Annotated in this window: 27 protein-coding genes and 1 tRNA gene; 9 read left to right on the top strand and 19 right to left on the bottom strand. The window is 32.9% G+C overall.

The annotated features are described in order from the left end of the window. Positions 1–39: 39 nt before the first annotated feature. The 6 genes from dapB to DFQ10_RS14815 all read right to left on the bottom strand — a co-directional run bounded on the left by dapB (position 40) and on the right by DFQ10_RS14815 (position 7,096). The gene (gene dapB, locus DFQ10_RS14840; RefSeq protein WP_115818218.1) at positions 40–741 is read right to left on the bottom strand and encodes a 4-hydroxy-tetrahydrodipicolinate reductase; all 702 of its coding nucleotides are present in this window, start codon (positions 739–741) and stop codon (positions 40–42) included. Positions 742–815: 74 nt separating this feature from the next. Beyond that, positions 816–1,403 (bottom strand): DUF5683 domain-containing protein, encoded by a 588-nt coding sequence (locus DFQ10_RS14835; protein ID WP_115818217.1) that lies wholly within the window; start codon positions 1,401–1,403, stop codon positions 816–818. Further along, positions 1,393–2,298 carry a ParB/RepB/Spo0J family partition protein gene (locus tag DFQ10_RS14830; RefSeq protein WP_115818216.1) on the bottom strand — a complete coding sequence of 302 codons (906 nt, stop codon included), beginning with the start codon at positions 2,296–2,298 and terminating at the stop codon, positions 1,393–1,395. The genes DFQ10_RS14835 and DFQ10_RS14830 overlap by 11 nt, the downstream gene beginning before the upstream one ends. Beyond that, entirely contained in the window at positions 2,298–3,065 is a 768-nt protein-coding gene (locus DFQ10_RS14825) for a ParA family protein (protein WP_115818215.1), read from the bottom strand. Before DFQ10_RS14825 ends, DFQ10_RS14830 begins: the two co-directional genes overlap by 1 nt. Before the next feature lie 139 nt (positions 3,066–3,204). Then, positions 3,205–6,048, bottom strand: coding sequence for a M16 family metallopeptidase (locus DFQ10_RS14820; protein ID WP_115818214.1), 2,844 nt, complete (start codon positions 6,046–6,048; stop codon positions 3,205–3,207). A gap of 166 nt (positions 6,049–6,214) precedes the next feature. Further along, positions 6,215–7,096 carry an SDR family oxidoreductase gene (locus DFQ10_RS14815; protein ID WP_115818213.1) on the bottom strand — a complete coding sequence of 294 codons (882 nt, stop codon included), beginning with the start codon at positions 7,094–7,096 and terminating at the stop codon, positions 6,215–6,217. A 113-nt stretch (positions 7,097–7,209) separates the two neighbouring features. Between DFQ10_RS14815 and DFQ10_RS14810 the strand changes: the two genes are divergently transcribed. After that, positions 7,210–9,981 (top strand): M16 family metallopeptidase, encoded by a 2,772-nt coding sequence (locus tag DFQ10_RS14810; protein ID WP_115818212.1) that lies wholly within the window; start codon positions 7,210–7,212, stop codon positions 9,979–9,981. An 83-nt stretch (positions 9,982–10,064) separates the two neighbouring features. On the opposite strand, the gene scpA is transcribed toward DFQ10_RS14810, so the two are convergent. From scpA to DFQ10_RS14780, 6 genes are read right to left on the bottom strand one after another with little or no spacing between them, the layout of a single operon-like run. Next, the gene (gene scpA, locus DFQ10_RS14805; protein ID WP_115818211.1) at positions 10,065–12,188 is read right to left on the bottom strand and encodes a methylmalonyl-CoA mutase; all 2,124 of its coding nucleotides are present in this window, start codon (positions 12,186–12,188) and stop codon (positions 10,065–10,067) included. Positions 12,189–12,236: 48 nt separating this feature from the next. Continuing rightward, on the bottom strand, positions 12,237–13,625 hold the full coding sequence (locus DFQ10_RS14800; protein WP_115818210.1) for a methylmalonyl-CoA mutase subunit beta: 1,389 nt from the start codon (positions 13,623–13,625) through the stop codon (positions 12,237–12,239). Continuing rightward, complete coding sequence (locus DFQ10_RS14795) at positions 13,618–13,944, bottom strand: FtsB family cell division protein (RefSeq protein WP_115818209.1); 327 nt, start codon at positions 13,942–13,944, stop codon at positions 13,618–13,620. Before DFQ10_RS14795 ends, DFQ10_RS14800 begins: the two co-directional genes overlap by 8 nt. Further along, the gene (gene udk / locus DFQ10_RS14790; protein ID WP_115818208.1) at positions 13,944–14,549 is read right to left on the bottom strand and encodes a uridine kinase; all 606 of its coding nucleotides are present in this window, start codon (positions 14,547–14,549) and stop codon (positions 13,944–13,946) included. The genes DFQ10_RS14795 and udk overlap by 1 nt, the downstream gene beginning before the upstream one ends. Before the next feature lie 57 nt (positions 14,550–14,606). Then, a complete protein-coding gene (locus DFQ10_RS14785; protein ID WP_115818207.1) occupies positions 14,607–15,035 on the bottom strand; it encodes a c-type cytochrome in 429 nt (142 codons plus the stop codon). Next, positions 15,032–16,132, bottom strand: coding sequence for a PQQ-dependent sugar dehydrogenase (locus DFQ10_RS14780; protein ID WP_115818206.1), 1,101 nt, complete (start codon positions 16,130–16,132; stop codon positions 15,032–15,034). The genes DFQ10_RS14785 and DFQ10_RS14780 overlap by 4 nt, the downstream gene beginning before the upstream one ends. A 179-nt stretch (positions 16,133–16,311) precedes the next feature. Between DFQ10_RS14780 and DFQ10_RS14775 the strand changes: the two genes are divergently transcribed. Next, positions 16,312–16,386 (top strand) — tRNA-Pro (locus tag DFQ10_RS14775). Positions 16,387–16,439: 53 nt separating this feature from the next. Here the strand turns inward: DFQ10_RS14775 and DFQ10_RS18620 are convergent. Together DFQ10_RS18620 and DFQ10_RS14770 are read right to left on the bottom strand one after the other, a co-directional pair. Beyond that, positions 16,440–16,592 (bottom strand): hypothetical protein, encoded by a 153-nt coding sequence (locus DFQ10_RS18620; RefSeq protein ID WP_181897651.1) that lies wholly within the window; start codon positions 16,590–16,592, stop codon positions 16,440–16,442. Positions 16,593–16,604: 12 nt separating this feature from the next. After that, complete coding sequence (locus DFQ10_RS14770) at positions 16,605–17,969, bottom strand: NAD-dependent succinate-semialdehyde dehydrogenase (protein WP_115818205.1); 1,365 nt, start codon at positions 17,967–17,969, stop codon at positions 16,605–16,607. Between the two features lie 200 nt (positions 17,970–18,169). On the opposite strand from DFQ10_RS14770, the gene DFQ10_RS14765 reads away from it, so the two are divergent. The 6 genes from DFQ10_RS14765 to DFQ10_RS14740 all read left to right on the top strand — a co-directional run bounded on the left by DFQ10_RS14765 (position 18,170) and on the right by DFQ10_RS14740 (position 20,764). Further along, positions 18,170–18,502: a YtxH domain-containing protein gene (locus DFQ10_RS14765; RefSeq protein ID WP_115818204.1), complete on the top strand. Its 333-nt coding sequence runs from the start codon at positions 18,170–18,172 to the stop codon at positions 18,500–18,502. Positions 18,503–18,505: 3 nt separating this feature from the next. Further along, positions 18,506–18,853: a hypothetical protein gene (locus DFQ10_RS14760; RefSeq protein WP_115818203.1), complete on the top strand. Its 348-nt coding sequence runs from the start codon at positions 18,506–18,508 to the stop codon at positions 18,851–18,853. Between the two features lies 1 nt (position 18,854). After that, positions 18,855–19,061 (top strand): DUF6327 family protein, encoded by a 207-nt coding sequence (locus DFQ10_RS14755; protein ID WP_115818202.1) that lies wholly within the window; start codon positions 18,855–18,857, stop codon positions 19,059–19,061. Between the two features lie 335 nt (positions 19,062–19,396). Beyond that, complete coding sequence (locus tag DFQ10_RS14750) at positions 19,397–19,831, top strand: hemerythrin domain-containing protein (protein ID WP_115818201.1); 435 nt, start codon at positions 19,397–19,399, stop codon at positions 19,829–19,831. Between the two features lie 132 nt (positions 19,832–19,963). After that, a complete protein-coding gene (locus tag DFQ10_RS14745) occupies positions 19,964–20,413 on the top strand; it encodes a ferritin-like domain-containing protein (RefSeq protein WP_115818200.1) in 450 nt (149 codons plus the stop codon). 189 nt (positions 20,414–20,602) lie between these two features. Next, a complete protein-coding gene (locus DFQ10_RS14740) occupies positions 20,603–20,764 on the top strand; it encodes a DUF1328 family protein (protein WP_115818199.1) in 162 nt (53 codons plus the stop codon). Between the two features lie 63 nt (positions 20,765–20,827). Here the strand turns inward: DFQ10_RS14740 and DFQ10_RS14735 are convergent, their stop codons facing one another. Beyond that, positions 20,828–21,307 (bottom strand): hypothetical protein, encoded by a 480-nt coding sequence (locus DFQ10_RS14735; protein WP_115818198.1) that lies wholly within the window; start codon positions 21,305–21,307, stop codon positions 20,828–20,830. A gap of 206 nt (positions 21,308–21,513) precedes the next feature. Here DFQ10_RS14735 and trxB point away from each other — a divergent pair, with 206 nt between their 5' ends. After that, positions 21,514–22,497 carry a thioredoxin-disulfide reductase gene (trxB, locus tag DFQ10_RS14730; RefSeq protein WP_115818197.1) on the top strand — a complete coding sequence of 328 codons (984 nt, stop codon included), beginning with the start codon at positions 21,514–21,516 and terminating at the stop codon, positions 22,495–22,497. Positions 22,498–22,579: 82 nt separating this feature from the next. On the opposite strand, the gene DFQ10_RS14725 is transcribed toward trxB, so the two are convergent. The 4 genes from DFQ10_RS14725 to DFQ10_RS14710 form a co-directional block, all read right to left on the bottom strand. Then, positions 22,580–23,416, bottom strand: a complete 837-nt coding sequence (locus DFQ10_RS14725) for a GIN domain-containing protein (protein ID WP_245940729.1) — start codon at positions 23,414–23,416, stop codon at positions 22,580–22,582. Positions 23,417–23,670: 254 nt separating this feature from the next. Further along, on the bottom strand, positions 23,671–24,399 hold the full coding sequence (locus DFQ10_RS14720; protein ID WP_115818196.1) for a head GIN domain-containing protein: 729 nt from the start codon (positions 24,397–24,399) through the stop codon (positions 23,671–23,673). Between the two features lie 101 nt (positions 24,400–24,500). Beyond that, a complete protein-coding gene (locus tag DFQ10_RS14715; protein WP_115818195.1) occupies positions 24,501–26,306 on the bottom strand; it encodes a PspC domain-containing protein in 1,806 nt (601 codons plus the stop codon). Beyond that, entirely contained in the window at positions 26,303–26,644 is a 342-nt protein-coding gene (locus DFQ10_RS14710; protein WP_115818194.1) for a PadR family transcriptional regulator, read from the bottom strand. Before DFQ10_RS14710 ends, DFQ10_RS14715 begins: the two co-directional genes overlap by 4 nt. Between the last annotated feature and the right edge of the window lie 74 nt (positions 26,645–26,718).

Raw genomic sequence — 26,718 nt, 5'->3', positions numbered from 1 at the left:
GTTGAAAATTATTTCAATTTGTTTCAAATGTTTGGCAAATTAACCAATGTTTAACACATCTTTCATACTAAAGACGCCTTTTTTGTCTTTTATCCACTCTGCTGCAATTACCGCTCCCATTGCAAAGCCTTGCCTGCTATGTGCTGTATGTTTTATGTTTATAGAATCAATTTCAGAATTATACGAAATTTCATGAGTGCCAGGAACATTTTCTATGCGTTTAGCTTCAATGTGAATTTCGTTTGGTTTGGGTTCGTCTAATGTCCAATTTGTATACTCTGTGTTTTCTATAATTTGTTCTGCTAAAGTAATAGCTGTACCACTCGGAGCGTCTAATTTCTGTGTATGGTGAATTTCTTCAATTTCTGTAGTGTACTCAGAAGTGTTAGACATTAATTCGCTCAATCTTTTATTTAGCTCAAAAAATATATTCACACCTAAGCTAAAATTAGAAGCATATAAAAATGTACCGTTATTAGAATTACAATAATCTAAAACGTCTTGGTATTGTTCTAACCAACCTGTTGTACCAGAAATTACTGGAATCCCAGCATCTATGGCTTTTTTTATGTTGGAAACAGCTACAGATGGTATGCTAAAATCGATGGCAACATCAGAATTTGAAAAATCATAATCAGAATTAGAGTCTGATACTATTAAAGAAATTGTATGATTTCGGTTTAATGCAATGGTCTCAATACTTTTGCCCATTTTGCCATAACCTAGTAAAGCTATTTTCATTTTGAAATTGGTTTATTGTAATTATAAAAGGTATTGAAGCATGTTAACCATTATGTTTAATACCTATAATAGACTTAGAATTTAAAATTTACGGTTAATCCTAAATCTGAAGTGTTCTCCATTTCATTATATTGATAATGTGGACTTAAACTTAAATTTTCATCGACATTAAATTGTAGTAAATGTGCATCTACATTAGCATCAATCACATTTAAAGCATATAAACCAATGGTTATTAATAGAGACATTTCCTTGTTTCTGTTAAACTGTTGTTGTGCTCTAATAAGCCCATCGTCTGATATTACTCCATAAAATTCATCATCCTGAAAGCCTGCCAAACGACTTTTATACGCATCTCTATAACGATCGTATTGCTTATCATTTCTTACATAAAAGTAAACACCAGCTCCTATAGCTCCCCATACAATAGGGATTTTCCAATATTTTTTATTGTAAGCTTGTCCTAAACCAGGAAGTACAGCAGAATAAAATGCGGCTTTAGAAGGCCTTAAAGGGTCAATTTCCTTTTTTATTATAGTTTCACTAGTAATAAATGCGCTTTCATCAATAGCAATGCTAGTACTGTCTTTTTCTTTTTGGGAAAATGAGAGTGATACTGATAGTAAGCACAGTAGGAGACTAAATAAAGATTTATTTGTCACGCTGAACTAATTTTTTAATTCGGTTAAAATCTTCTTCCGAATGAAAAGGAATCGTTATTCTACCACTACCATTTTTTGCCACTTTGACATCTATTTTATGACCAAAATAATCTGAAAAATCTTTTACACCTTTTTTAATATACTTAGGCATTTCTGGTGTAACTTCTTCAGGTTTTGCTGGTGTTTCATCAGAGCTAAAATTCTTCACTAATTGCTCAGTTGCTCTTACGGATAATTTATTACTGATGATTTTTTCATAGACTTCTAATTGGTCTACTTGGTCTTCAATATTCACCATAGCTCTTCCATGACCCATGCTTATAAATCCGTCACGGATGCCTGTCTGAATAATAGGATCTAACTTTAATAAGCGCAAATAATTGGCAATTGTAGAACGTTTTTTACCAACACGTTCGCTCATTTGCTCTTGTGTTAAATTAATTTCGTCAATTAAACGTTGGTAAGACAAAGCAATTTCTATCGCATCTAAATCTTGACGTTGAATATTTTCTACTAACGCCATTTCTAATGACTCTTGGTCATTAGCAATTCTTATATAGGCTGGTATCGCTTCTAAACCAATTAATTTTGAAGCTCTAAATCGACGCTCACCAGAAACTAATTGGTACTTATTAAATGCTAATTTTCTAACCGTTATAGGTTGAATAACACCAAGCTCGCGAATAGAAGAGGCAAGTTCTCTTAATGTTTCTTCGTTAAAATTGGTTCTAGGTTGAAATGGGTTAACCTCAATACTATCAATATCTAACTCAACAATATTACCAACTACTTTGTCTGCATTTTTATCTTCCGCAGAGTTAATATCGTTTTCCGGATCTTTTAATAAAGCAGAAAGCCCTCTACCTAATGCTTGTTTTTTTGTTGCTTTCGCCATTATAATTCATTTTTCTTAATCAGCTCTTTAGCTAAGCTCAAATAATTTGCTGCTCCTTTGCTACTCACATCATAGTTAATAATGCTTTCTCCAAAACTAGGCGCTTCTCCTAAACGCACATTACGTTGAATGATTGTATCAAAAACCATATCGCTAAAATGTTTTTGTACTTCTTCTACCACTTGGTTAGAAAGGCGTAAACGCGAATCGAACATGGTTAATAACATACCTTCTATGTCTAACGCTTGATTATGTATTTTTTGTACACTTTTAATAGTATTTAACAGTTTTCCTAATCCTTCAAGTGCAAAATATTCGCATTGAATAGGAATTATTACAGAATCTGCAGCCGTTAAAGCATTTAAAGTTAATAATCCTAACGATGGAGCACAGTCAATTAAGATATAGTCATATTCAGATTTTAAATCTACAATTGCTTTTTTAAGCATATACTCACGCTCTTCCTTGTCTACTAATTCTATTTCAATAGCTACAAGATCTATGTGAGCCGGAATCAAATCTACATTTGGAGCATTAGAAGCCACAATTGCTTCTTTTGCTTCTGCGGAATGTTCTATAACCTGATAGGAGCCTATTTCAATAGTATCGACATCCATTCCTAAACCAGAACTAGCGTTGGCTTGTGGGTCGGCATCTATAAGTAAGACTTTTTTCTCTAAAGCTCCCAATGAAGCTGCTAGATTTACTGAGGTTGTTGTTTTACCAACACCTCCTTTTTGATTTGCTATTGCAATGATTTTACCCATTAAATGATTTGGTTTTTCTAGGGCTTAAAAATACGATTATTTACGAGTATAAGAAATTGAAGTTGTTAACACTTGTATAAAAAAATACAGCCTTCAAAATGCGATTAAGAAGGCTGCTTATTAATTTAAAAGGCTAATCTTATTTTTCTGGATTGTGAATGCCAGTAATATATCCTTGTGTTAAGTATTTTTTTGCTGCGTTATGCAAATCAGTAACAGTTAAGCTATTTACTGCATTTTCAAATTTTAAGATGTTATGCGCATCTTTTTTGAGATAATCTGCATTTTTAAGTTGTCTTAACCAGAAACGATTTGTCTTTAAATCTTCTTGATAATCTAAAATTTGAGCTTTTTTAACCTTTTCTAAATCTTTTTCTGTTGGTCCATTAGCGATTAACTCATCGACTTCTTTTAAGGTTGCTGCTATAAGTTTATCAACATTTTCTGGACCACAAGGGAAGCTAATATTAAAACTATACCAATCATAAGGCATATTGCTAATTCTTGCGTTTGCGCCTGCTCCATAAACTCCTCCTTCTTCTTCTCTAAGTTTTTCAATAAGTTTAATTGTTAAAACTTCTGCTAAGCTCGAAAGGGCATGTGCTTCTTTTTCATCATATTCAGTTGGACCATGATAAGTCATTCTTACGGAGCTTTTAGGATCTTCACCTTTTTCTATGATTTTCTTATGAGAACCTGTTAAGGGTCTGAAATCGGTTACTTTATAGGTTTCATTACTGCCTTTTCCTGGTAAGCTTGCTAAATAGGTTTCACATAAGCTAACCAATTTTTCTTCATCTACATTTCCTACAAAGTAAAAATGAAAATCACCAGCGTCTGCAAAACGTTCTTTATATTTTTCGTAAGCTAGATTATAGTCTGCATTATCCATATCTTCTGCAGTTGGAAATCCTGTGTAACGTGGACTTTTACCATACATAAACTCAGACATTGCATTTTGAAAATAGAACTGCGGACTAGACATTAAATTGCCTAAGAATGCCTTCTGTTTATCTGCATAACTTCTAAATGCTTTTTCGTCTTTATTTAAAGCTGTAAAGTGTAGATGTGTTAATTGAAATAAGGTTTCTAAATCTTTAGGTGTTGTATTGCCAGATAAACCTTCGCTATATGTGCCAATTGATAATCTTACGTTAGCAATTTTACCAGACATCATTTTACCTAATTCAATTTTATCAAAACCATTAATTCCAGCTTCTGTTAGGCCACGATTAGCATTGTTTGTTGCTAAATACTCTTCATCAGTATATAATGATGTACCACCATAACTAAAGGCATCAAATAAAACTTCATCGTTTTTAAACTCTGTCTTTTTGTATGTTACTTTAGCTCCATTGCTTAATACTAAGGTTGTAGTGCCAAGTGTTTCGTCTGTTTTGTACTCTTTAATACTGCCTTTAATTGGCATTTTAGTCATTAAGGACGTAGCAACGGCTTTATCTTCATAAGGCTTTAAATCCATTGTTTTAACCGTATTTAGTAATTCTAATACTTCTGCTTCTTTAACTTTTTCTAAATCGTCTTTTTCTGGTCCAGTTAAAATAACGACACGGTTATCTTCTTTTATGTAATCTTTTATAAGCGCATTAACCTCATCTAAAGTAATTGTTGGTAATTGCGAATTTATAAAGGCGAAACGCCATTCCATACCAGGAATTGGGTTTTGTTCTAAAAAATTATTGACATAACTGCCTACAATTCTTTCAGATTCCATTTTGTCTTTGTCTTTAAAAGCGCGCTCCATTCTGGCAACAATATCTTTTTTGGCACGATTAAATTCACCTTCAAAAAAACCATGTTTACGTACACGTTCGTTTTCTTTCAAAAGCGTTTTTAATGCATCTAATTGTCCTGTTGGACTTGTCATAGCTTGAGATTGAAAAGCGTTCTTTGTACGTGCATAAGTACCACCATAATAAGTGAATCCATAAACAAATGGTGGATTTTCTCCATTTCTAATTTCATCTAAACGATTATTAATCATCTGAGAAAACAAATTTTCTACCATAGATTTTCTGTAATCTGCGTAAGTTACATCTGGCTTAGAATTTACCTTATCCTTAAACAATAATCTTACATTAGAGAAAGGAGCTTCTTTGTCTGACTCAATAGCTATAAAGGTTTCTTTATGGTTTGGTAAGTCGAAAGATGGTCTAGGTCTTGGGTTTTTAGGATTTTTTATATGTCCGAAGTGTGATTTTATCTTCGCTTCTAGTGTAGCCACATCGATATCTCCAACAGCAACAACGGCCATTAAATCTGGTCTGTACCAATCGTTGTAAAAACGCTTTAGGCTTTCGTATTTAAACGTTTCTAAATTTTCCTTAGTACCAATAGGAAGACGTTTTGCATACATAGAGCCATACATCATTTTTGGCAAGTACTTTTGCATCATACGCTCGTCTGCACCTTTACCTAAACGGTATTCTTCTAAAACAACACCACGTTCATTATCAATTTCTTCATCAGTTAATAAAGCGTTGTGTGCCCAATCTTCAATTATCTGAAAACCTTGTTCTAGTTTTTCAGGATCGTCACTTGGAATTGGAAGGATATAAACCGTTTGATCAAAACTAGTATATGCATTAAGGTGTGCACCAAATTTTACACCAATACTTTGCAGGTAATCTACTAATTCATTCTTCTTAAAGTTTTTGGTACCATTAAAACACATGTGCTCCATAAAGTGAGCTAGCCCTAATTGGTCTTCATCTTCTAATATAGAACCAGCATTAATAACTAATCTTAATTCTACTTTGTTTTCTGGTTTAGGATTATTTTGAATGTAATAGGTGAGGCCATTGGCTAGCTTACCTGTTTTTACATTTGGATCTGTGGGAATGGGATCTTTAGGATTGTACTTAAGTTTTGAATCTGATTTTGTTGCGACAACCTGCGCATTTGAGGGAAATGCGATTGATAAACACAACAAAACAACTGTGCTGAAAATTAATTTTTTCATTGATTGATAGGTTTAATGGATTAATAATTTATAAGAAATTTCTTCTAAATTAGTTATAATTAGCTAATTGAAAAAGGAATAACAATATTTTAACTAAATTTTTAGTTGAATATTGTACTTAAGATCAGATAAATTTATTTGATGATTGGAAGGGCAGAAATACTTGTTATTTATTCTTTTTTGCTCTAATCATTTTTTCCAAATCATCCCATTGATTTTCGGTAACACCAGAGAGCATATTAAATTCTCCTGCACCTTTAAGCCATTCTCCTCCATCTAAAGTGACAACTTCTCCATTCATATATGCAGAAAAGTCAGATACTAAATAAGCGGCTAAATTAGCTAACTCTTGATGTTCTCCAACACGATTTAATGGCACTTTCTTAGCCATATCAAATTTTTCTTGAAGATCTCCAGGCATCAAGCGATCCCAAGCTCCTTTGGTAGGAAATGGTCCTGGAGCAATAGCATTAAATCGCATGCCGTATTTTGCCCATTCTACAGCAAGGCTTCGTGTCATAGCTAAAACTCCTGCTTTGGCTGCTGCACTTGGTACCACGTAGCCAGAACCTGTCCACGAATATGTGGTGACAATACTTAAAACATTAGTGTTGGTTTGTTTGGTGTCTATCCAATGCTTGCCAAAAGCTAACATACAGTTTTTTGTACCTTTTAAGACAATGTCTATAATCACATCAAAAGCTCTAGGAGATAAGCGCTCTGTTGGCGAAATAAAGTTGCCAGCTGCATTATTAAGTAAAACGTCTACTTTACCAAATTTTTCCACAACGGTTTTTCGCATGTTTTCTACTTGATGATATTCTCTTACATCACATTGTATTGGTAAGCATGTGCCACCAGTTTCAGCTTCTAGTTCCTTTGCTGTGTTTTTAAGTTTGTCTAAGTCACGAGATGAAATAGCAACATTGGCACCAAGTTCTAAGAAATATCTTGTCATGGCTTTACCTAAACCGCTTCCTCCACCTGTTACTACAATTGTTTTTCCTTTAAGCGCATCATCTCTGAGCATTTTATTAGTGTGATTCATGTTTGTTTTATTTATGTGAAATTAGTTATTTATCTGTTAGTTAATTATTTATGAAAAGCTAAGATTCAAATCGTATAAGTTTTATATTTACAAAACTAATCAATCTTTATATTATGAAAAAAGCACATTTTTTATTTAAAATTGCATTTGCAGTATTGCTTTTTTTGAGTTTTTCATGGTCTGGAAATGCTCAAATAAAGAAAGCAGCAAGTGTTGAGGGGATTACTGAATATATGATGGACAATGGCATGAAAGTACTTTTGTTTCCTGATAATTCAGCACAAACTATTACAGTAAATATTACCTACAAAGTAGGTTCTAGGCATGAAGGCTACGGCGAAAAAGGAATGGCTCATCTCTTAGAGCATATGGTGTTTAAAGGTACGCCTAATCATCCTAACATTCCTGAGGAATTAACTTCTCATGGTGCGAGACCAAATGGAACGACGTGGTATGACAGAACAAATTATTTTGAAACATTTAATGCTACTGATGAAAATTTAGATTGGGCTTTAGATTTAGAGTCTGATAGAATGATGAATTCATTTATCTCAAATGAAGATTTACAATCTGAATTTACAGTAGTAAGAAATGAGTTTGAAAGTGGTGAGAACTCACCATCTGGTGTTTTAATGAAAAATGTGATCAGTTCAGCTTATTTATGGCATAATTACGGGCAGTCAACAATTGGGAATCGTTCTGATATTATGCGAGTGCCAATAGAAAATCTTAAAGCGTTTTACAAAAAGTATTATCGTCCAGACAATGCTGTTTTAATGGTAACAGGTAAAATAGATGTTGATAAGACTTTAGCGTTGATTGTTGAAAAATTTGGTGGATTAAAAAATCCTGATATTCCTTTAAAGGATGTTCCAACAATTGAGCCAGCTCAAGATGGAGAGAGACGTGTAGAATTAAGTCGTGTTGGTGATTTACAAATAGTATCTGCATTATATCATATACCAGCTGGCTCTCATGAGGATTATGCGGCAATGGCAATTGCTGAGCAGGTTTTAACGGATGAGCCGTCAGGTAGATTATACAAGGCATTAGTTGATGATAAAAAGGCTTCGACTGTTTGGTCGTTTTCTCCATTTACTAAGGAGCCTTCATTTTTATATATCAATGTAGATGTGCCATCAGATAAATCTCTGGATGAAGCTGAATCTACACTCTTGAGTGTTTTAGAGGATATGAGTAAAAATCCTGTTACAGAATCTGAGTTAAAACGTGCAAAATCGAATATCTTAAAACAAATAGATCAGATTTCTCGTAATTCAGCGTTTTTAGGAACATTTACAAGTGAGTTTATTGGTGCTGGAGATTGGAGGTTGGCATACATCTTTCGTGACCGTATAGAAGCTATGACTTTAGATCATTTAAATACTGCTATTCAACGGTATTTAATTAATACTAATAGGACTGTTGGCTTATTTGTACCTACAAAAACACCTATAAGAGTTGAAATTGAACATACTGAAGGTTTAGAAGAATTGGTGACGACATATAAAGGAAAAGAAGCATTTGATGCAGGTGAGTCTTTTGATGTCTCGTACGATAATATTCAAAACCGATTAGATTCTGGTATTTTAGAAAAAACGCCTATTGAATATGGTTTTATTAAAAAGAACAATCGTGGTGAAACAGTAACCTTGAATTTAGTTATTAGAAATGGTAATGTAGATAACTTTATGAATAAAGGTAAAATAGCAAGTTATACGGGACGCATGTTAAATAAGGGGACAACCACAAAATCGCGTCAGGCTATAGAAGATGCGTTAAGTACATTAAAATCGTCTGTCTCTGTAAGTGGTTCAAATGGAAGTATAAGAGGCTCTGTGACTTCAACAGCAGAAAATTTAATGGCAACATTAGATGTTATGGTTGATTTATTGAAAAATCCAATTTTTAATGAAACTGAACTTGAAAAATTAAAAACAGAGGATTTAGCTAGGTTGGAGCAAAGTAAAACTGATCCTCAGTTTTTAGCTATTCGTAAAATGGGACTATTAAATCAACGTTTTCCAAAGGGACATCCTAATTATAATATGACTATAGATGAGGAAATAGAAGCGATTAAAGCTGTAACTGTAGCTGATTTAAAAGCTTATCACAAAGAGTATTATGGAATTTCTGATAATGCTTCGGTTATAGCAATTGGAAATATTGAAGAGCAGGTGCTTAAGGATTATTTTGAAACTAATTTTAGTGATTTTAGAAATAATCACTCGTATAAGGAAATTAAAAATCCACATCAGAAAAATACTGCTGTTAACGAGAGTATAGAAACACCTGATAAGAAAAATGCTATTTCTTATGGATTATTAAGCATGAAGGTGAGTAAGGAAGATAAGGATTATGCCGCATTGCAAGTTGCTGGTGAGATATTAGGCGGTGGCTTTTTGTCTTCTAGAATAGCGAATAGATTACGTCAACAAGATGGTGTGAGTTATGGAGCAGGTGGAGCTGTAAGTGTAGATAATGATAGTAAAGATAGTAACTCAATGGCATATGTTTATGCAATTTATGCACCAGAGAATGCTGCTAAAGTTCAGCAAGGATTTAAAGAAGAGATAGCACGCTTTATTGCTGATGGAATTACAGAAGAAGAATTAAAAACTACTGTGAATGGTTGGGTAGAAGCGCAAAGCGTTGCGCGTGCTAAAGACAATGAGTTGGCAGGATTAATTAGTAGTAATTTATATTATGATCGTGATATGTCTTTTCAAAAAAGTATTGAAGAGCAATTAAAAGGCTTAACTGTAGCTGACGTAAATACGGCTATAAAAAAATACTTTAAAACATTTGATAAATGGACGGTTTCTAATGCTGGTGATTTTAAGGTGCCAGAAATTAAAAAAAGCAATAAAAAAGTAGACGACTAAGTTTATTTTTAAATTTAAAAGAAAGCCAATTTGTTATTTGCAAATTGGCTTTCTTTATTAAGTTTTAATACTTTTTTTTTAAGTTAATCAATCAAAATCTCTAAAATCTGAATAGCAGCTTCGCTAATTTTTGTTCCAGGACCAAAAACGGCAACGGCTCCAGCGTCGAATAAAAATTGGTAATCTTGCTTTGGAATTACACCTCCAACGATGACCATAATGTCCTCTCTACCGTATTTTTTAAGTTCTTCTATAACTTGAGGGACAAGTGTTTTGTGTCCTGCAGCTAATGAGGATACGCCTAGAATATGAACATCATTTTCAATCGCTTGTTTAGCGGCTTCTATTGGAGTTTGAAAAAGTGGTCCAATATCTACATCGAAACCAACATCTGCATAGCCAGTTGCAATGACTTTTGCTCCTCTATCATGACCATCTTGTCCCATTTTGGCAATCATAATTCGAGGTCTACGACCATCTTGCTCTGCAAATAGATCTGCTAATTCTTTGGCTTTTTGAAAACTTTTATCGTCTTTTATTTCTTTACTATACACTCCTGAAAAAGATTTTATTTGTGCTTTGTGTCTACCAAATTCAGCTTCTAAAGCATCACTTATTTCGCCTAATGTGGCACGTTTTCTTGCTGCATCTACTGCTAAAGCTAATAAATTTTCATTACTAGACTTAGCGGCTTCGGTTAGTTTTGATAAAGTGTTATTAACGGCATCAGTATCTCTACTTGCTCTTATGTGGTTTAAACGTTCAATTTGTTGTAAGCGAACGCTTTGGTTATCTACTTCTAGCGTAGAAATAGGATCTTCTTGTTCTAATCTATACTTATTGACTCCGACAATAATATCTTGGGTAGAATCTATGCGTGCTTGTTTTCGTGCAGCTGCTTCTTCAATACGTAGTTTTGGAATTCCGGCTTCAATGGCTTTGGTCATTCCTCCTAATGCCTCAATCTCTTCAATTAATTCCCATGCTTTTTGGGTGATATCATGTGTTAGTTTTTCAACATAATAGCTCCCAGCCCAAGGGTCTACTGTTTTGGTGATATGGGTTTCTTCTTGTAGATAAATTTGTGTGTTTCTGGCAATGCGTGCAGAAAAGTCTGTTGGTAACGCAATAGCTTCGTCTAAGGCGTTTGTGTGTAAGCTTTGAGTGCCGCCAAAAGCAGCAGCAGAGGCTTCAATACATGTTCTGGCTACATTGTTAAACGGGTCTTGTTCGGTTAAACTCCAGCCACTTGTTTGGCAATGTGTTCTCAATGCTAATGATTTCTGATTTTTTGGATTGAATTGTTTTACTAATTTCGCCCAAAGCATACGTGCTGCACGCATTTTAGCGATTTCCATAAAATGATTCATGCCAATGGCCCAAAAGAACGATAGGCGAGGAGCAAAGGTGTCAATATCCATACCTGCGTCTAAACCTTTTCTAATGTATTCTAATCCGTCAGCTAAGGTATAGGCTAGTTCAATATCGCAAGTGGCACCAGCTTCTTGCATATGATAGCCAGATATACTAATACTATTGAATTTGGGCATGTTCTTGCTTGTGTATTCAAAAATATCAGATATAATTTTCATGGATGGTGTTGGTGGATAGATATAGGTGTTTCTCACCATAAATTCCTTTAAAATGTCATTTTGAATAGTGCCAGCTAATTGCTCTGGTGAAACGCCTTGTTCTTCTGCCGCAACAATATAAAATGCCATAATTGGTAAAACTGCTCCGTTCATTGTCATGGAAACCGACATTTTATCAAGTGGAATCTGATTGAAGAGTATTTTCATGTCTTCAACAGAATCTATAGCAACACCAGCTTTACCAACATCTCCAACAACGCGTTCGTGATCAGAGTCGTACCCTCTATGTGTTGCTAAATCAAAGGCTACGGATAATCCTTTTTGTCCTGCAGCTAAATTTCGTCTGTAAAATGCATTGCTTTCTTCTGCTGTTGAGAAACCAGCATATTGTCTAATCGTCCAAGGTCTACGAACATACATTGTAGAATATGGTCCACGAAGAAAAGGTGAGGTTCCTGCTACGAAGTTTAGGTGTTCAATGTTGCCAATATCATCTTTTGAATATGTTGGTTTTATGGCAATATTTTCTGCAGTTGTAAAGTTGTTTTTAACTTCAGCATTTGGTTGTTGGGCTTTGTTTTTTAACTTTATATGTTGAAGATTTTTTCTTGACATTGAAAAGGGTTTTTAGTAGAAAAAAGGCACTATAGGTTTTGTCTATGGTTAGTTTTTTTCTTCTTTTAATCTTTTGATTTCCAAATTTTCAGATAGTCTTTTCTCAATAATTGGTTCAATTAGAGTTTTTCTTTTTTTGATTTTAACAAAAGGGCTTAATTCTAAATCATTTGCCATTTTATCAGTTAAATTAGGGTGCTTATTTGTTCCTAGTAATACTAATTTTTCAGTATCAAAATCGGCTTGTTCTTTAGCTGCAGACTCTTTAATTTTTCGTTGAATTGTGCCTTCTTTTAGTTGACTTAAAAAACCACCATTGACTTCGATATCTTTAAACAGAGATAGTGCCTTTTCTGATAATTGATTGGTTAAACTTTCAATATAATATGCTCCGTCTGAAGGGTTATTTACTTTATCGAAATAGCTTTCGTTCTTTAATATTAAGAGTTGGTTGCGTGCTATGCGTTCTCCAAATTCATTTGAGTTATGAAATAAAGCATCGTATGATAAATTGCAAATGACATTGGCTCCTCCCAGAATAGCACTCATGGATTCCGTAGTGGTTCGCAACATGTTTACGTTGTAATCATAAATTGTTTTGTTACGCTTGCTTGGTGTGGCTATGATCCTGCAATTGGTGTTTATATTGTATTCTGAAGCTAATGTTGCCCACAATAGACGAAGGGCTCTAATTTTGGCAATTTCGAAGAAATAATTTGAACCAACTGCAATGCTAAAAGTCACTTGAAGAGATGGTTTCGATTCCTCCTCAATAATTTTGTCTAAATGATTTAGGTATTCATTTACGTGAGCCAAGCCATAGCCTAATTGCTGAATAATAGTTGCTCCAGCGTTTTGATACAATCCTAAATTAATACCAATATGATTGGTTGAGTTGGTAATTGATTTAAAATTGTTGAAGTCGTCTTTAAGGTTATTGTACCAGTTACCTGTCTTTGCTAAATTCCCAATAATATCAGAATGAATGTATGTTTGGGGATGATTAGTTTTGCTTGAAATAACGCTACTTAAGTTTTTGATAAAAGATGCAGAAAGAAAATCACATGTTATATCAATGCTAATAGCGTTTAAATCTATGTTTTTGAATAAATCTTCAATTGAGATGTTTTCTGATTCTATGTTGAATACTATGTTTTCAGCTCCACGATGTATTGCGTCAATTGCTTTTAAATTCGAAGTTTTAGCATTAGTAACTGCAAAAGATTGGCTTATTTTCCATTCTGTTGCTTTGCTTTTTGAAACTTCTGGTAATTCACTAAACACATCTGAATGATAAAATGGCTTTACATTGATGCCTTCATTGGTTTTCCAGATTAGTGTTTCGTTATAATCTGCGCCTCTTAGATCAAACTGAATTTTTTGTTTCCAAGCTTTTGAGGATACGTATTCAAAATCTTTAAATAATGATTTACTCATTTTGTTTTTGTTTCGCTATACTATCTTCGTATTCAATGATATATATGTCTTCATTTGACTTTTTCATGTAATAGTTTTCACGTGCAGTACGCTCAATGCCTTCTTCTGTACTTAACTCTTTTATGGCCTTATTATCTTTGGCCATTTCATTTTTGTAATGTTCTTTTTGGTATTCTAACTCTTCAATATCAGTATTTAATTCGTGATGAAATAACCATGAATGCGCATCAAAAAACATCATCCAAACCACAAAAACGATTAGAACAATGGTGTAAATGTTCTTAAACGGTTTTATATATTTAGAGTTGAATAGTGTCATTACAAACGTTCGTTGATTATAGTTTTAACGATATCTACAGCAACTGTGTTGTATTTATTGTTAGGAATTATGATATCTGCATACTCTTTCATCGGTTCAATAAATTGCTGATGCATAGGTTTAAGAGTGTTTTGGTAACGTAATAGAACTTCGTCTATATCTCTTCCGCGTTCTGTGATATCTCGCTTTAAACGACGAATTAAGCGCTCGTCAGAATCAGCATGTACAAATATTTTGATATCAAAAAGTTCGCGAATTTCAGGATGAGAGAGAATTAAGATCCCTTCAACTATCATTACTTTTCTTGGTTTGGTTACAATTATGTCTCCAGTACGATTATGTTTAACAAAAGAATAAACAGGTTGATTAATGGATTTACCTTCTCTTAATTCTATTAAGTGTTGTTCTAGTAATTCAAAATCAATGGATCTTGGGTGGTCGAAATTAATTTTTACGCGTTCTTCAAAACTTAGATGAGACGTGTCTTTATAATATGAATCTTGGGAAATTACACCAACTTGCCCTTCTGGTAATTCTTTTAAAATTGTATTAACTACTGTTGTTTTTCCGCAGCCTGTACCACCTGCGATTCCTATAATAAGCATATTTAAATTTGATTTGTCTTAGTGCGACAAATTTAATTATTTAAGTAGTATAAAAGTCTATAACTCGGAAACTTTCTTAACGGTTACAAAGTTTTCAATGGAATTCCCCCAACTGTTGTTGATATAATTCATTATATCTGCGACTTCCTGGTCTGATAGTCCTAAAGGTGTCATTGTGCCATTATAAGAAATGCCATTTACCATGATTTCTCCAGATAGTCCATACTTTATCGCTTTTATACTTTCAATTTGTTTTTCTATTAAATAATCCGAATTTGCCAAAGGAGGATATACTTTTTCTACGCCCAAACCATTAGTTAAATGGCAGTTAATACACATGTCTTCGTATACAACAAGACCGCGTTTGATACTTTCTTGTAGCTTGGATACTTCTTGATTTTGATCTGTGAGATTGTGCGTGTTTGGATTAGAACGACTAGATATAAATGTCAAAACAGAAATGCCTATGATAATTAATGTCTTCATTTTCTAATTAATTTTACAATACCCAAATTTTCAATTCCAACATAAATGAAGCCATCTGGTCCTTGGTTTACACTTCTTACACGTCCTAAATTATCTAGTAAACGTTCTTCTTTTATAACTTTATTGTCTTTAAAAGTGCATAAGTCTAAATATTGAAATTTTAAAGAGCCAACGAGAAGGTTGCCTTTCCAATCTCCATATTTTTCACTATTTATAAATGCCATTCCGCTAGGTGCTATGGATGGATCCCAATAATGAATCGGTTGCTCCATTCCTTCTTTTTCTGTTATATCAGTAAATGATGTACCGCTGTAATTAACTCCGTAGCTAATTATTGGCCAGCCGTAATTTTTACCAGCTTTAATAATATTAATTTCATCACCTCCTTTTGGACCATGCTCATGTGTCCAAATTTCCTTTGTTTTAGGATGAAGTATCATGCCTTGAGGATTTCTGTGACCGTAAGAATATATCGCTATCTTAGCATTAGATTCATTAACAAATGGATTGTCTTCTGGTATTGAGCCATCATCATTAATTCGGTATACTTTACCACCATCTCTTGTGATGTCTTGTGGATTCTCGTCTCTATTGCCACGTTCACCTATAGTGAAAAACAAGTAGCCATTGTTATCAAAAATTAATCGAGATCCAAAATGCTGACCTTTGGTGGTATTAGGTGTGGCTTTATATAAAATTTCGAGGTCAGTAAGGCTGTTGTCTTTTAATTTTGCTCTTGCTATAGCCGTATTGCCACCATCTTCTTTACCGTCTGGTGATGCATATGAAAAGTATAACCAACCGTTAGTTTTGTAATTGGGATGCAAAATAATATCTAATAAACCGCCTTGACCACGTACATAGATTTCTGGTAAACCTGAAATATTAGTTTTTTTACCATCTTTGAAATGAATGAGCTGTCCGGATTTTTCGGTAATTAGCATTGAGCTATCTGGAAGAAATGTAAAACCCCATGGAATATTAAGGTCTGATACTATAACTTCGTAACTATTTTTGGTATTTACTGGGTTCTTATCTTGAGCACAAGCTAAAGTGCTAGTAAGAATTAAACCTATGATAATGCTTTTTAGTTTCATGTGTTTTTATGTATTGATACACGCTATGCATTGCTATTCAATGTGATGGCTGTGAAATTTGACCTGTTTGTTTATAAGTTTAAAAACAGTAAAAAAATAAGATTTTAAAGTTATATAAATGTAGTTGTATTTTAAAGAAAAACTATATATTTGCAGTCCGAAATTAGGAAACTAGAATTCGGGGTGTAGCGTAGCCCGGTTATCGCGCCACGTTTGGGACGTGGAGGCCGCAGGTTCGAATCCTGCCACCCCGACTTTTTACTAAAAAAAGCTCAGCAAACGCTGAGCTTTTTTATTTTGTAATAATTTAGAACCACTTAAAGTGAATCCCTGAGGCTACTACAGCTCCTACTAAAACTATAAGTGTAAAAATTATAATTCGAGCTCCAAGCTTCGTTTTTGTGTCTTTTTGAAGGATATAATCTCTTCTTTCTTCGTCTTCTTCTTTTACAAACTTCATTTTTTTTTGTTTTTATTTATTAATATAAACTGTTTTTCTATTTACAAAGGCGAGCATGCCTTCTTTAGATAATTCGCGACCAAATCCTGAACTTTTAGTCCCTCCGAAAGGCAATCTAGGATCGGATTTTACCATTTCATTAATAAAAAAGGCACCATCTTCAATCTCTAAAATGCGTTTTGAGGCAGCTTTGTAATTTGATGTAAATACCATAGTCCCTAACCCAAACTTAGAATTCATTGCTGTTTCATAAGCTTCATCTTCGGATTTTACTTTTATAATAGCTGCTACTGGTCCGAAAGTTTCTTCTTTAAAAACAGGCATTTTAGCTGTTACATGAGTTAGAATGGTGGGTTGGTAATATGCTCCTTCACGTTTGTTTCCAAATAGTACTTTAGCACCTAAGTCAATGGACGCTTTAACTTGTTCTTCTAAAATATCTGCTAAATCTTCTCGTGCTAAGCATGATATTGTGGTATCAGTATCTTTGGGATTACCATATTTTAATGCCTCAACTTTAGATGTGAATTTTTTAATGAATTCATCATAAATACTTTCAACAACAATAAACCTTTTGGCTGCAATACAACTTTGTCCAGAGTTTTGCATTCGAGCTTTCACCATGGTATCGATATATTGATCTAAATCTGCATCTTTTAAAATAATGCAGGCATTGTTTCCGCCTAATTCTAATAATGAATGTTTAAGATTTTTGCCAGCTAACTCTGCAATTTTACGACCAGCTTTTTCGCTTCCTGTTAAAGAAACGGCTTTTATGGTTTCACTTTCCATGAGTTTTTCTACAGATTTATGATCCGTGATAAGTGTTTGGAAACATCCTTTTGGAAATCCTGCATTTAAAAAAAGTTTTTCAATAGCAACAGCGCATCCTGTAACATTTGAAGCGTGTTTTAAAAGCGCCACATTGCCTGCTGATAAGGTAGGTACGGCAAATCTAAAGACTTGCCAGAATGGATAATTCCAAGGCATTATTGCTAAAATGCATCCCAAAGGATTGTAACTGATAAAACTTTCGTGAGCTTCAGTCTCAATAATATCGTCTTGTAAAAACTGTTCTGCATTTTTAATGTAGAAATCGATAAGATATATACATTTTTCAATTTCAGCTGTACTTTCAAGGATTGGTTTTCCCATTTCTTCGGTTATAAGTTCGCTTAATTCGATCTTTTGTTTGAATAACTCATCAGCTAAATTTTGAAGTAAATCGACGCGTTCTTCAATTTCAAACTCTTTCCAAGTTTTGAAAGTAGTGTCTGCTAATTTTAATTTTTCATTTAAAATACTTTTAGAGTCTAGTTTGTATGACTCTAATTGATTTCCATTATATGGATTTGATGTTTTTATACTTGTTTTCATAATTTTAAGTGTTGTTCAAATTTAAATTTATTAAATATTAGAAGTTAGTGCTTTAGCTAAAATATTTAGCTCAAATAGTAAAAAAGCATTACAGCTAAAATTGCCATGTAACGAGTTAAGGTCTTGCGTCTATTAGCATTATTTTTGATGAACAGCAAAGTGCTGAATATTAAAATTAATAATAAAAAAAAGATATTAACATGAGCAATAACGGAAATACAGTTTTAGGAATTTTAGCAGGAACAGCAGTAGGTGCAATTTTAGGAATTCTTTTTGCACCAGATAAAGGAAGTGTAACAAGACAACGCATTGCGGATGAGGCAGCAACTAAAAGAGATATTGTGGCTGAGAAGGCTTCGGAGTTAAGAGATTCCTTAGGAAACACCATTTCTTCTCAAAAAGAAAATTTAGATCATCAAGTAGAATCTATTGTTTCTAATGCAAGTTACAAGGCAGAAGATGTCATTACAACACTAGAGGCCAAATTAAAAGATCTAAAAGCTAAAAACAAGAATTTACAGAAAAAAGCATAACCAATGAGTGTTTTTGAAGATGTAAATCATACAGCAAGTAAAGTTTCGCATATTGGTGAGCGCTACATTAGGGCGTCTCACCAATATTTTAGACTGAAGATATTTCAGCAGTTAACACTTTCATTAAGTTTAGTAGCGAAAGTTTTGGCGGTAGGTAGTTTTTTATTTGCAGCATTAGTCTTTTTATCTATTGCAGCGGCTTTAGAGATAGGTAATTCATTAAATAGTTATTCGCTTGGGTTTTTATTAGTGGGACTTATTTATGTAATACTTTGTATTATGATTTATATGTTAAGATCAAAATTCAATTCTTATATATTAAAAAAGGTTGGACCTAAATTTTTCAATTAATATGAAGACATACACAACATTCGAAGAAGTTGATAACGACTTAAAGCGTTATAAGTTAGAACGCGATATTGCTTGGGAAGAATTCAAGTTGACAAAGAGTGAATTTAAAGAAGATTTACAGCCTTTAAATTGGCTAAGTACAGCTCTGAAACTCACTGGAAAATATAGCTTTATCGCATTGATAAGAAAATGGTTGTTTAAAAAATAATCAGAAATATAAATCTACTTTAGGTTTTCCTACCAAAATTCAAGTTATATCTCGTACTAATAATTTTAAGCTATTTTGTATCATTAGTAGTACTCACTTCATTTAGGACATAGCAATAATTACCAAACAAAAATCTAGGCTTATTCATTTGAGTGTAAGCCATTTTTTTAGCTATTCAAACGCTTTTAAATACTATTATGATGTTTACTGTTGAGATCATTATAATCTAAAGGTACATCATTATTATTATTATTATTACAGTTAATTTTTAAATCTATAGAGCAAAGCGGTTGATTTTATTGATGTTATCTTTAATTAACTAAAATAATTTAAAAATGAAGATATACGAAGCCATAAGAATTGACCATAATATTCAAAGAGATCTTTTGGGTAAATTAACGGAAACAACTGGCGATTCTGACGAAAGAAAAGAAATTTTTAAAAAATTAAAAAAAGAATTGGTTTTACATGCCAATGCAGAGGAAAGGCACTTTTATAAGCCATTGATTCCTTCTGATATGATGCAAGAGCACGCCAGGCATGGTATTGCTGAGCATCACGAGATTGATGAGCTAATTGAGCAATTAGAAGATACAGAAATGGATTCTTCAGCTTGGTTGAAAATAGCCAAAGATCTTAAGCATAAGGTAGAGCATCATTTAGAAGACGAGGAGCATACTTTTTTCCAGTTATCCGGAAAAATATTAACCGATAAGCAGAAAGAAGAATTAGCAACAAAGTACAATGCTTATATGGATAGTAATCGCTAAGCGATTAAGTTAAAATTGAATTCTATTGAATTAATTAGTGTTTTACGTATAGGCTAATTTTACTGACAAGATGTAAAATGGTACACATCTTAAAAATAATGTACCATAAAACAAAAAAAAAAAGAAAAAGTTATGAGTACTTACACAGAAGAAGTTGGAAAAAAATTAAATAATTTATTAGAAAAAACATACGACGCGGAAAAAGGGTTTAATAAAGCTGCAGAAAACATTGAACATGCACCGTTAAAATCTTATTTCAGAAAAAAAGCGCAAGAACGCTTAAATTTTGGACGTGAATTAAAACAGGAGATTAGAAGTTTTAATCAAGACGTTGATAAAGGGGGAAGTGTTACAGGAACAGCACACAGAGCTTGGATGGATGTTAAAAGTTTATTTTCCGCTAATGATGAAGAGTCTATGTTAAATGAGGCTATTAGAGGAGAAAAAGCAGCAATTGAAGAATATGAAGAAGTCTTAAATGATACAAGTCTTCCTATAAGTACAAAATCAATTCTGCAGTCACAAAAAACGACAATCAATAATGGGTTGGCTAAAATTAATACTTTAGAGGATTTACATTAATATAATTTTTTTGTAGATAAGTTGAAGGGTGTTATATGAAAGTATAACACCCTTTTTTTTAGGAGATTAAACAACAAATGAGTTAGTAATCAAATGGTTTGTGTTAAGCTAGTATGTATATCCTAACTATCTTTATAATAGGAAATAAGACGAGCTTTTTTCTATTAATCACATTAAAATTTAAACATTATGTTACGTTGGACAATCACATTCGTTATAATAGCAATCATAGCAGCCATACTTGGATTCGGAGGAATTGCAGGTGCTGCAGCAGGAATCGCTAAAATCATTTTCTTTATATTTATAGTACTCTTTTTACTGTCTTTATTAAAAGGATTAGTGAAGAAATAATAAGTTAAAATAATTAAATAAAAATAGCCTCAAGGAATTACTTTCTTGAGGCTGTTTTTATTCCTATTCTATGCGTTTATAGTTTTCAGAGTAAATGCGGTTACCATCGTCATCTAATTCAATTTGTTGAAACTGGTTTGGTTGTAATTGTAATTCAAATTTAAATTGTTTTTTTTCAGAAATAACATTATCCATAACGGCAGAACCAAAATCTAAGACTTCAGTAAGTGTATTGTCTTTGAAATTGTATGTGCCATAACCAAACCATTCTGAAGAATCTGCTGGCTTATGTTTGCACCACATCACTTTAGAGTCCGTATACATTTTTAATTGTCTAGAGTTTGAAGATGTGTCAAAGGAATCAACCACCACATTATCTTTGTAATTATAAAAACTAACTAATTCCCAAGTACCGTTAAGGCTTTTTGAATTAACGTTCGGAATTTCTTCAACTTCAATAATTTCTGTAATCTCGTTAGGTTGATCTTTGCATGAAGATATGAACACAAACGTAAGTGTTAAAATTAGGATTCTGAATGACATAATTTCTAGGATTTAGCGATTAAACTGCTTTAAATTACGAAATTATATGTAGAATGTGTCACTATTTAAAACATTTATGCTGTAATAGTTACTGTTAATAACTTCTATGTAAGGTTTTGCTCAAAAAACCTACTTTTGTTAGATACTATTTATACTTTTTTTAGTGAAGAAGTGTAGATGAATTTTTAAGAATTAAAACACAAATTATGTCTGATAAAATTGAAAAAGTAAAGTGTTTAATTATAGGTTCTGGTCCAGCAGGTTACACAGCTGCAGTTTACGCGGCTAGAGCTAATATGGCACCTGTTTTATATCAAGGAGAGCAGCCAGGTGGTCAGTTAACTACAACAAATGAAGTTGAGAATTTTCCTGGTTATCCTGAAGGAATAACAGGTCCGGAAATGATGATGCAGTTACAAAAACAAGCAGAACGTTTTGGAACAGATGTGCGTCATGGTTGGGTTAGTAAGGTTGATTTTTCTGGTGATATCCATAAAGCTTGGATTAATGAAGAAAAAGAGATTCATGCAGATACTGTTATTATTTCTACAGGTGCTTCTGCGAAGTACTTAAACTTGCCATCTGAACAAAAATATTTGAAATTAGGAGGTGGAGTTTCGGCATGTGCAGTATGTGATGGTTTCTTTTATAGAAATCAAGAAGTTGTAATTGTTGGTGCAGGTGATTCAGCTTGCGAAGAGGCACATTACTTATCTAAACTTTGTAAAAAAGTGACGATGTTGGTAAGACGTGATGAGTTTAGAGCTTCTAAAATCATGGTCAATCGTGTAAAAAACACCGAGAATATTGAAATCTTATTCAACACAGAAACTGATGAGGTTTTAGGTGATGGACAAGTAGTTAATGGAGTTAGAGTTTTTAACAACAAAACTAAAGAAAAGCATGATATTGAAGCAACAGGTTTCTTTGTTGCCATTGGTCATAAACCAAATACGGATATTTTTAAAGGTATTTTAGATTTAGACGAAACAGGTTACATCATTAACGCAGTACCAGGAACAAGTAAAACCAATGTAGAAGGTGTATTTGTGAGTGGTGATGCGGCAGACCATGTATATAGACAGGCTATTACAGCTGCAGGTACAGGTTGTATGGCAGCGTTAGATGCAGAGCGTTATTTAGCCGCTAAAGATTCTGATTTTGAAGTAGCGACTTCAACATATAACTAGTCGATAAATATTTGATTATTAAAAAAAGCCGAAGTATAATTACTTCGGCTTTTTATTACGTATAAATTAAGCGTAAACTTTATTAACGCTTTTTCTTCTGTAATTTGGCAGTATCTTCAAACTTCGTAATCGTTATTGCTGGATTTCCAAAAAGGTAAATTTCACTATCACCAGAAGCTGCTATGGTAATACTTTCTGTAGCTGAAATAGTTAAATCGCTTGTGTCTTCAAGAGTTGCATCAACTGTTTTAACGTCAAATTTAGCTCCATTAAAATTCGTTGAATTATCTAATCTAAATACCGAACTATTTGCGGAACCTTCTATTACAGCATCGGAGCGAAGATATAAATCGAAATTTGCAATTTTACTATTAATTAAAGCATCTAGCTTGCTGTTATCACTTAGTTCAATTTTGGTGTTTTCTGCATTAAGGTTTAATCTGGTTTTAGATTTCCCTGAGCTTTTATAATCAAACTTTTTAGCATTAATATTTAAATATGCTCTAGAGTTATCGGCAGTAATTAATGTAACATCAACTAATTCCATTGAGGTTAACGATCTAATTTCACTATCACCTCTAGTTTCTATAGTATGTAGTCCTTCTCCATAATTAACGGTAATATTTAACTTCTTTTTAGAAGAAATTTTAACTGTTTCTACAAATGTAAGTACACCATCTACAACTTTGAATTGAATAACGTCGTGCAAATTGCTGTCAGCTTCTATGCTAACCGAAGGTTTACTATTGTAAACAGCTTCAATTGAAAAATCGCCATCAATAATAATAGAGTGGAAGTTATCTATAAAAGTTTGTTTAATGGTGACGTTTCTATCTCCTTTGATTTTTTCATCTGATTGTGCTGAAATGATTGGAGTAGCTATAATCATTAAAAGCAGAATTAGTAATAATTTTTTCATGTTCTTAGGTTTACTATCTTTTAAGGGACTCAAAACGTATTAAATAAGTTATTTTGTAATGTTTTATACTTATGTAACGTGTTTCGATTGTCAATATTAGTGATTTCTATTTAAATATTGGTCAATTAAAAGCTATTAAACTAACATATACAAAAACCATCCCAAACTCTAAATAGAATTTAAGATGGTTTACAATTGGTTGGTTGTTAATGTTTTATTTTTAAAATATACGATTTATTTTTTTTGTAATACCATTATTGTTGTCGCACGTTTCCTGAGGAATTGTCTGATTTATTAATTTTTTCAGGGTTACCAGAATATCTAATATCTCCACCACTTGTGGCTTTGGCATTTAATGATTTAGAGGTGTTTATAGAAACATCTGCTCCGCTTGTGGCATTTACTTCAGCGGTTTCCGATTGTAATTCTGCGGCATTAATATCACTTCCGCTGGTGGCAGCTGCCTTAAAATACTTAGTGGATCCAATTAACTTAATATCGCTACCACTTGTAGAACTACAGCTAATAGTTTCTGTTTTTACATCTAATTTTATGTCTGCTCCACTTGTACATTTTAGCTCTAAATCTGCTACTTCAATAGTGTTTGTTGAATACACATCGCTTCCGCTTGTTGCTTTTATTGATGAAATAGTTTCAAAACTTAGCATGATTTTTTTTGAAGAAGCACGTCTAATGTTTTCAGTAGCATAAATTCTTAATATACCATTTTCTACTTCAGTCATTATTATATCATGAAGATTTGCATCTGCTTCAATGGATAATGATACCTCATTAGATTGTGTAATGTAAAGGTCCAGACCTTGGCTAACCTTAATTTCATTGAAGTCTTTAGAAATAGTTCTATCTACACTTATGACTTCTCCGTTACCATCAATGCCTTTTCCTAAATTCATAGAAAAATTACAGGATAGCATTAGTAAGCTAATAATACTCACGACGATAATTCTTGATAATGTGCTCATGATTTCTGTTGGTTTTTTGATTGATGAAATGTTTTTTTTAAATTTAAGTTGATTAGGCTTAGTTATAAATTATAATAGGATGAGTTGTAATATTTAAAGTGTCAATTGTCAATATTCACACCATCTTCTTCTGTAATTTCATAATTAATTTCTGACTCTTTTAAATCTGACTCTTTAATAATTGATTCTTGAATTTTTGATTCTTCAGATTCAAAAACAGAAGCTTCAACTTTAGTTTCTGGTTCTGGTTCTGGCTCACAATCTAAACACTCAACATCATCTTCTATTACTTTTAGAAAATGGTCTTCCATTCCTCGTTTAAGAATTTCATTTGAAGAGTTGTAATAGCGACGAAAATTTTGTGTATTGCTGTTGGCAATAAAAATGGTGCCTTCAGGTAGATACAATACGACCTCAATATGTTGATCGCTAAATTTATTTGAAGCATGTGTAATTAAATATGAATCTAATTTTAGTTCGTTATTTACTTTAGAATAATTGTATTTAATCTCATGAGCACGTTCTCTAGCTAATTCATAACTACTGCCTCTTGCTAAAGCAATAATTTTTATGCTGGCTAAAGAATCTGTAGTAGATTTTACTGTAAGTCTTATATCTGTTGTTGATATAATATTGTTGCCATCATCAGTTGTGCTAATTCTATAGCCATTATTGTCACTATATAAATGTTTGTTATATTCATCGTGACCGACCATTTTAATTTTCAGAGTATCACCTGAAGCAATATTTAAAGTTTCTTCAACTTTAGTGAAATTGGCATCATATGCTTGTTCTGTAGCTTGTCTAATTCCTGTAATAATAAGTCCAATAATTGAAACAATCCAAAGACCTAGTAATGCAAATTTTGCAATATTTCCTATAGACTTTAAGTTGTTTACTAAAATCTTTAAGCCTAAATAAAAGACAAAGAAAAATGGAATTCCGATAGCGAAGAATAATAATAACGACATTAACCAGATAGGAATATTAGCAGCATTAGATGCATTGATAAAATCCATACCAGGGAAATGAATGGCATTAGTAACTCCAACGGTAAAAAAGGCTACAATTAATCCTATGATTGTACTGATACCAATAATGATTAAAAGAATACCAATAAATTTTGATACTATTTTTAAAAAGAACATTATAATACTACCAATGGTTTCAAAAAAGGACTGTGAACTCGATTTTAGCTTACTACTTTGCTTTTGAAAATCGACACTTTTAACCGTTTCAGAGATATTATCTGAAACATGATCAAAACCTTCTTTTAATTTCTCACCATGTTTTTTTAAATCTACATTTTTTACAGTTTCGGAAACCGTATCAATGCCGTCTTTAATTTTTTTTTCAATGTTACTGATGTTTACAGGATCACCAGTCATAGTTATTTTTTCAGCTGTAGTTTTTGCTTCAGGTATTAATGCCCAAAGTAAAATGTATAATAATACACCTGTACCAGCACTAAAGAAAAGTATCACCCAAATAAGTCTTATCCATAAAGCGTCAATGCCAAAATAATGACCCAAACCAGCAGCTACACCACCAATGTAAGAGTTATCAGTATCTCTGTATAAACGTCTCGAGGAGGTGGATCTTTGCCTGTACTGTTGTTTTGGTTCATCCTCAAAGATTTCATCATCTACAAGATAATCTTCTGGTTGTCCCATTATAGCAATCACTTCGTCCACTAATCTAATACCAACAACTTGTTTTTCGTTCTGTATACGTTCAGAAAACAGTTCGGCAATGCGTGCTTCAATGTCTGAAATGATTTCTGATTGACCTTGAGAATCTGTAAATGAACGTTTTATAGCCTCAAGATAGCGCGATAATTTTAGGTATGCATCTTCATCTATATGGAAGAATATACCTGCTAAATTTATATTGACTGTTTTATTCATTTTTTTGGTGTTTTTGTATTGGTTACTAGGTTAACGGCATTTTGTAATTCACTCCAAGTGGTATTTAATTCATTAAGAAACAATTTTCCTGTTTCTGTGAGTCCATAATATTTTCTTGGTGGTCCAGAGGTTGATTCTTCCCAACGATAGTTGAGCAAACCTGCATTTTTTAATCTTGTTAATAGTGGATATATTGTTCCTTCTACAACAAGCATTTTTGCGTCTTTTAATGTGCCCAGAATTTCTGCTACGTAGGCATCTTCATCCTTTAAAACGGATAAAATGCAATATTCTAGAACACCTTTACGCATTTGTGCTTTTGTGTTTTCTATTTTCATGTATTGTGCGTCTTTAATTCGATTAAACTGTTCATTTTTTGATTGATGATTTATAGTTATTAAAATAGCGAGTG

Origin of the sequence: Winogradskyella eximia (assembly GCF_003386165.1) — a bacterium.
Taxonomy (GTDB): domain Bacteria; phylum Bacteroidota; class Bacteroidia; order Flavobacteriales; family Flavobacteriaceae; genus Winogradskyella; species Winogradskyella eximia.
The sequence above is the reverse complement of the archived record's forward strand: the minus strand, read 5'-3'. Positions and strand labels throughout refer to the sequence as shown.

Bases quoted from the DNA above. Each gene is read 5' to 3' on its own strand.
- dapB (WP_115818218.1), bottom strand. From the start codon at position 741: ATGAAAATAGCTTTACTAGGTTATGGCAAAATGGGCAAAAGTATTGAG.
- DFQ10_RS14830 (WP_115818216.1), bottom strand. From the start codon at position 2,298: ATGGCGAAAGCAACAAAAAAACAAGCATTAGGTAGAGGGCTTTCTGCT.
- DFQ10_RS14825 (WP_115818215.1), bottom strand. From the start codon at position 3,065: ATGGGTAAAATCATTGCAATAGCAAATCAAAAAGGAGGTGTTGGTAAA.
- DFQ10_RS14820 (WP_115818214.1), bottom strand. From the start codon at position 6,048: ATGAAAAAATTAATTTTCAGCACAGTTGTTTTGTTGTGTTTATCAATC.
- DFQ10_RS14815 (WP_115818213.1), bottom strand. From the start codon at position 7,096: ATGAATCACACTAATAAAATGCTCAGAGATGATGCGCTTAAAGGAAAA.
- DFQ10_RS14810 (WP_115818212.1), top strand. From the start codon at position 7,210: ATGAAAAAAGCACATTTTTTATTTAAAATTGCATTTGCAGTATTGCTT.
- scpA (WP_115818211.1), bottom strand. From the start codon at position 12,188: ATGTCAAGAAAAAATCTTCAACATATAAAGTTAAAAAACAAAGCCCAA.
- DFQ10_RS14800 (WP_115818210.1), bottom strand. From the start codon at position 13,625: ATGAGTAAATCATTATTTAAAGATTTTGAATACGTATCCTCAAAAGCT.
- DFQ10_RS14795 (WP_115818209.1), bottom strand. From the start codon at position 13,944: ATGACACTATTCAACTCTAAATATATAAAACCGTTTAAGAACATTTAC.
- udk (WP_115818208.1), bottom strand. From the start codon at position 14,549: ATGCTTATTATAGGAATCGCAGGTGGTACAGGCTGCGGAAAAACAACA.
- DFQ10_RS14785 (WP_115818207.1), bottom strand. From the start codon at position 15,035: ATGAAGACATTAATTATCATAGGCATTTCTGTTTTGACATTTATATCT.
- DFQ10_RS14780 (WP_115818206.1), bottom strand. From the start codon at position 16,132: ATGAAACTAAAAAGCATTATCATAGGTTTAATTCTTACTAGCACTTTA.
- DFQ10_RS18620 (WP_181897651.1), bottom strand. From the start codon at position 16,592: ATGAAGTTTGTAAAAGAAGAAGACGAAGAAAGAAGAGATTATATCCTT.
- DFQ10_RS14770 (WP_115818205.1), bottom strand. From the start codon at position 17,969: ATGAAAACAAGTATAAAAACATCAAATCCATATAATGGAAATCAATTA.
- DFQ10_RS14765 (WP_115818204.1), top strand. From the start codon at position 18,170: ATGAGCAATAACGGAAATACAGTTTTAGGAATTTTAGCAGGAACAGCA.
- DFQ10_RS14760 (WP_115818203.1), top strand. From the start codon at position 18,506: ATGAGTGTTTTTGAAGATGTAAATCATACAGCAAGTAAAGTTTCGCAT.
- DFQ10_RS14755 (WP_115818202.1), top strand. From the start codon at position 18,855: ATGAAGACATACACAACATTCGAAGAAGTTGATAACGACTTAAAGCGT.
- DFQ10_RS14750 (WP_115818201.1), top strand. From the start codon at position 19,397: ATGAAGATATACGAAGCCATAAGAATTGACCATAATATTCAAAGAGAT.
- DFQ10_RS14745 (WP_115818200.1), top strand. From the start codon at position 19,964: ATGAGTACTTACACAGAAGAAGTTGGAAAAAAATTAAATAATTTATTA.
- DFQ10_RS14740 (WP_115818199.1), top strand. From the start codon at position 20,603: ATGTTACGTTGGACAATCACATTCGTTATAATAGCAATCATAGCAGCC.
- DFQ10_RS14735 (WP_115818198.1), bottom strand. From the start codon at position 21,307: ATGTCATTCAGAATCCTAATTTTAACACTTACGTTTGTGTTCATATCT.
- trxB (WP_115818197.1), top strand. From the start codon at position 21,514: ATGTCTGATAAAATTGAAAAAGTAAAGTGTTTAATTATAGGTTCTGGT.
- DFQ10_RS14725 (WP_245940729.1), bottom strand. From the start codon at position 23,416: ATGAAAAAATTATTACTAATTCTGCTTTTAATGATTATAGCTACTCCA.
- DFQ10_RS14720 (WP_115818196.1), bottom strand. From the start codon at position 24,399: ATGAGCACATTATCAAGAATTATCGTCGTGAGTATTATTAGCTTACTA.
- DFQ10_RS14715 (WP_115818195.1), bottom strand. From the start codon at position 26,306: ATGAATAAAACAGTCAATATAAATTTAGCAGGTATATTCTTCCATATA.
- DFQ10_RS14710 (WP_115818194.1), bottom strand. From the start codon at position 26,644: ATGAAAATAGAAAACACAAAAGCACAAATGCGTAAAGGTGTTCTAGAA.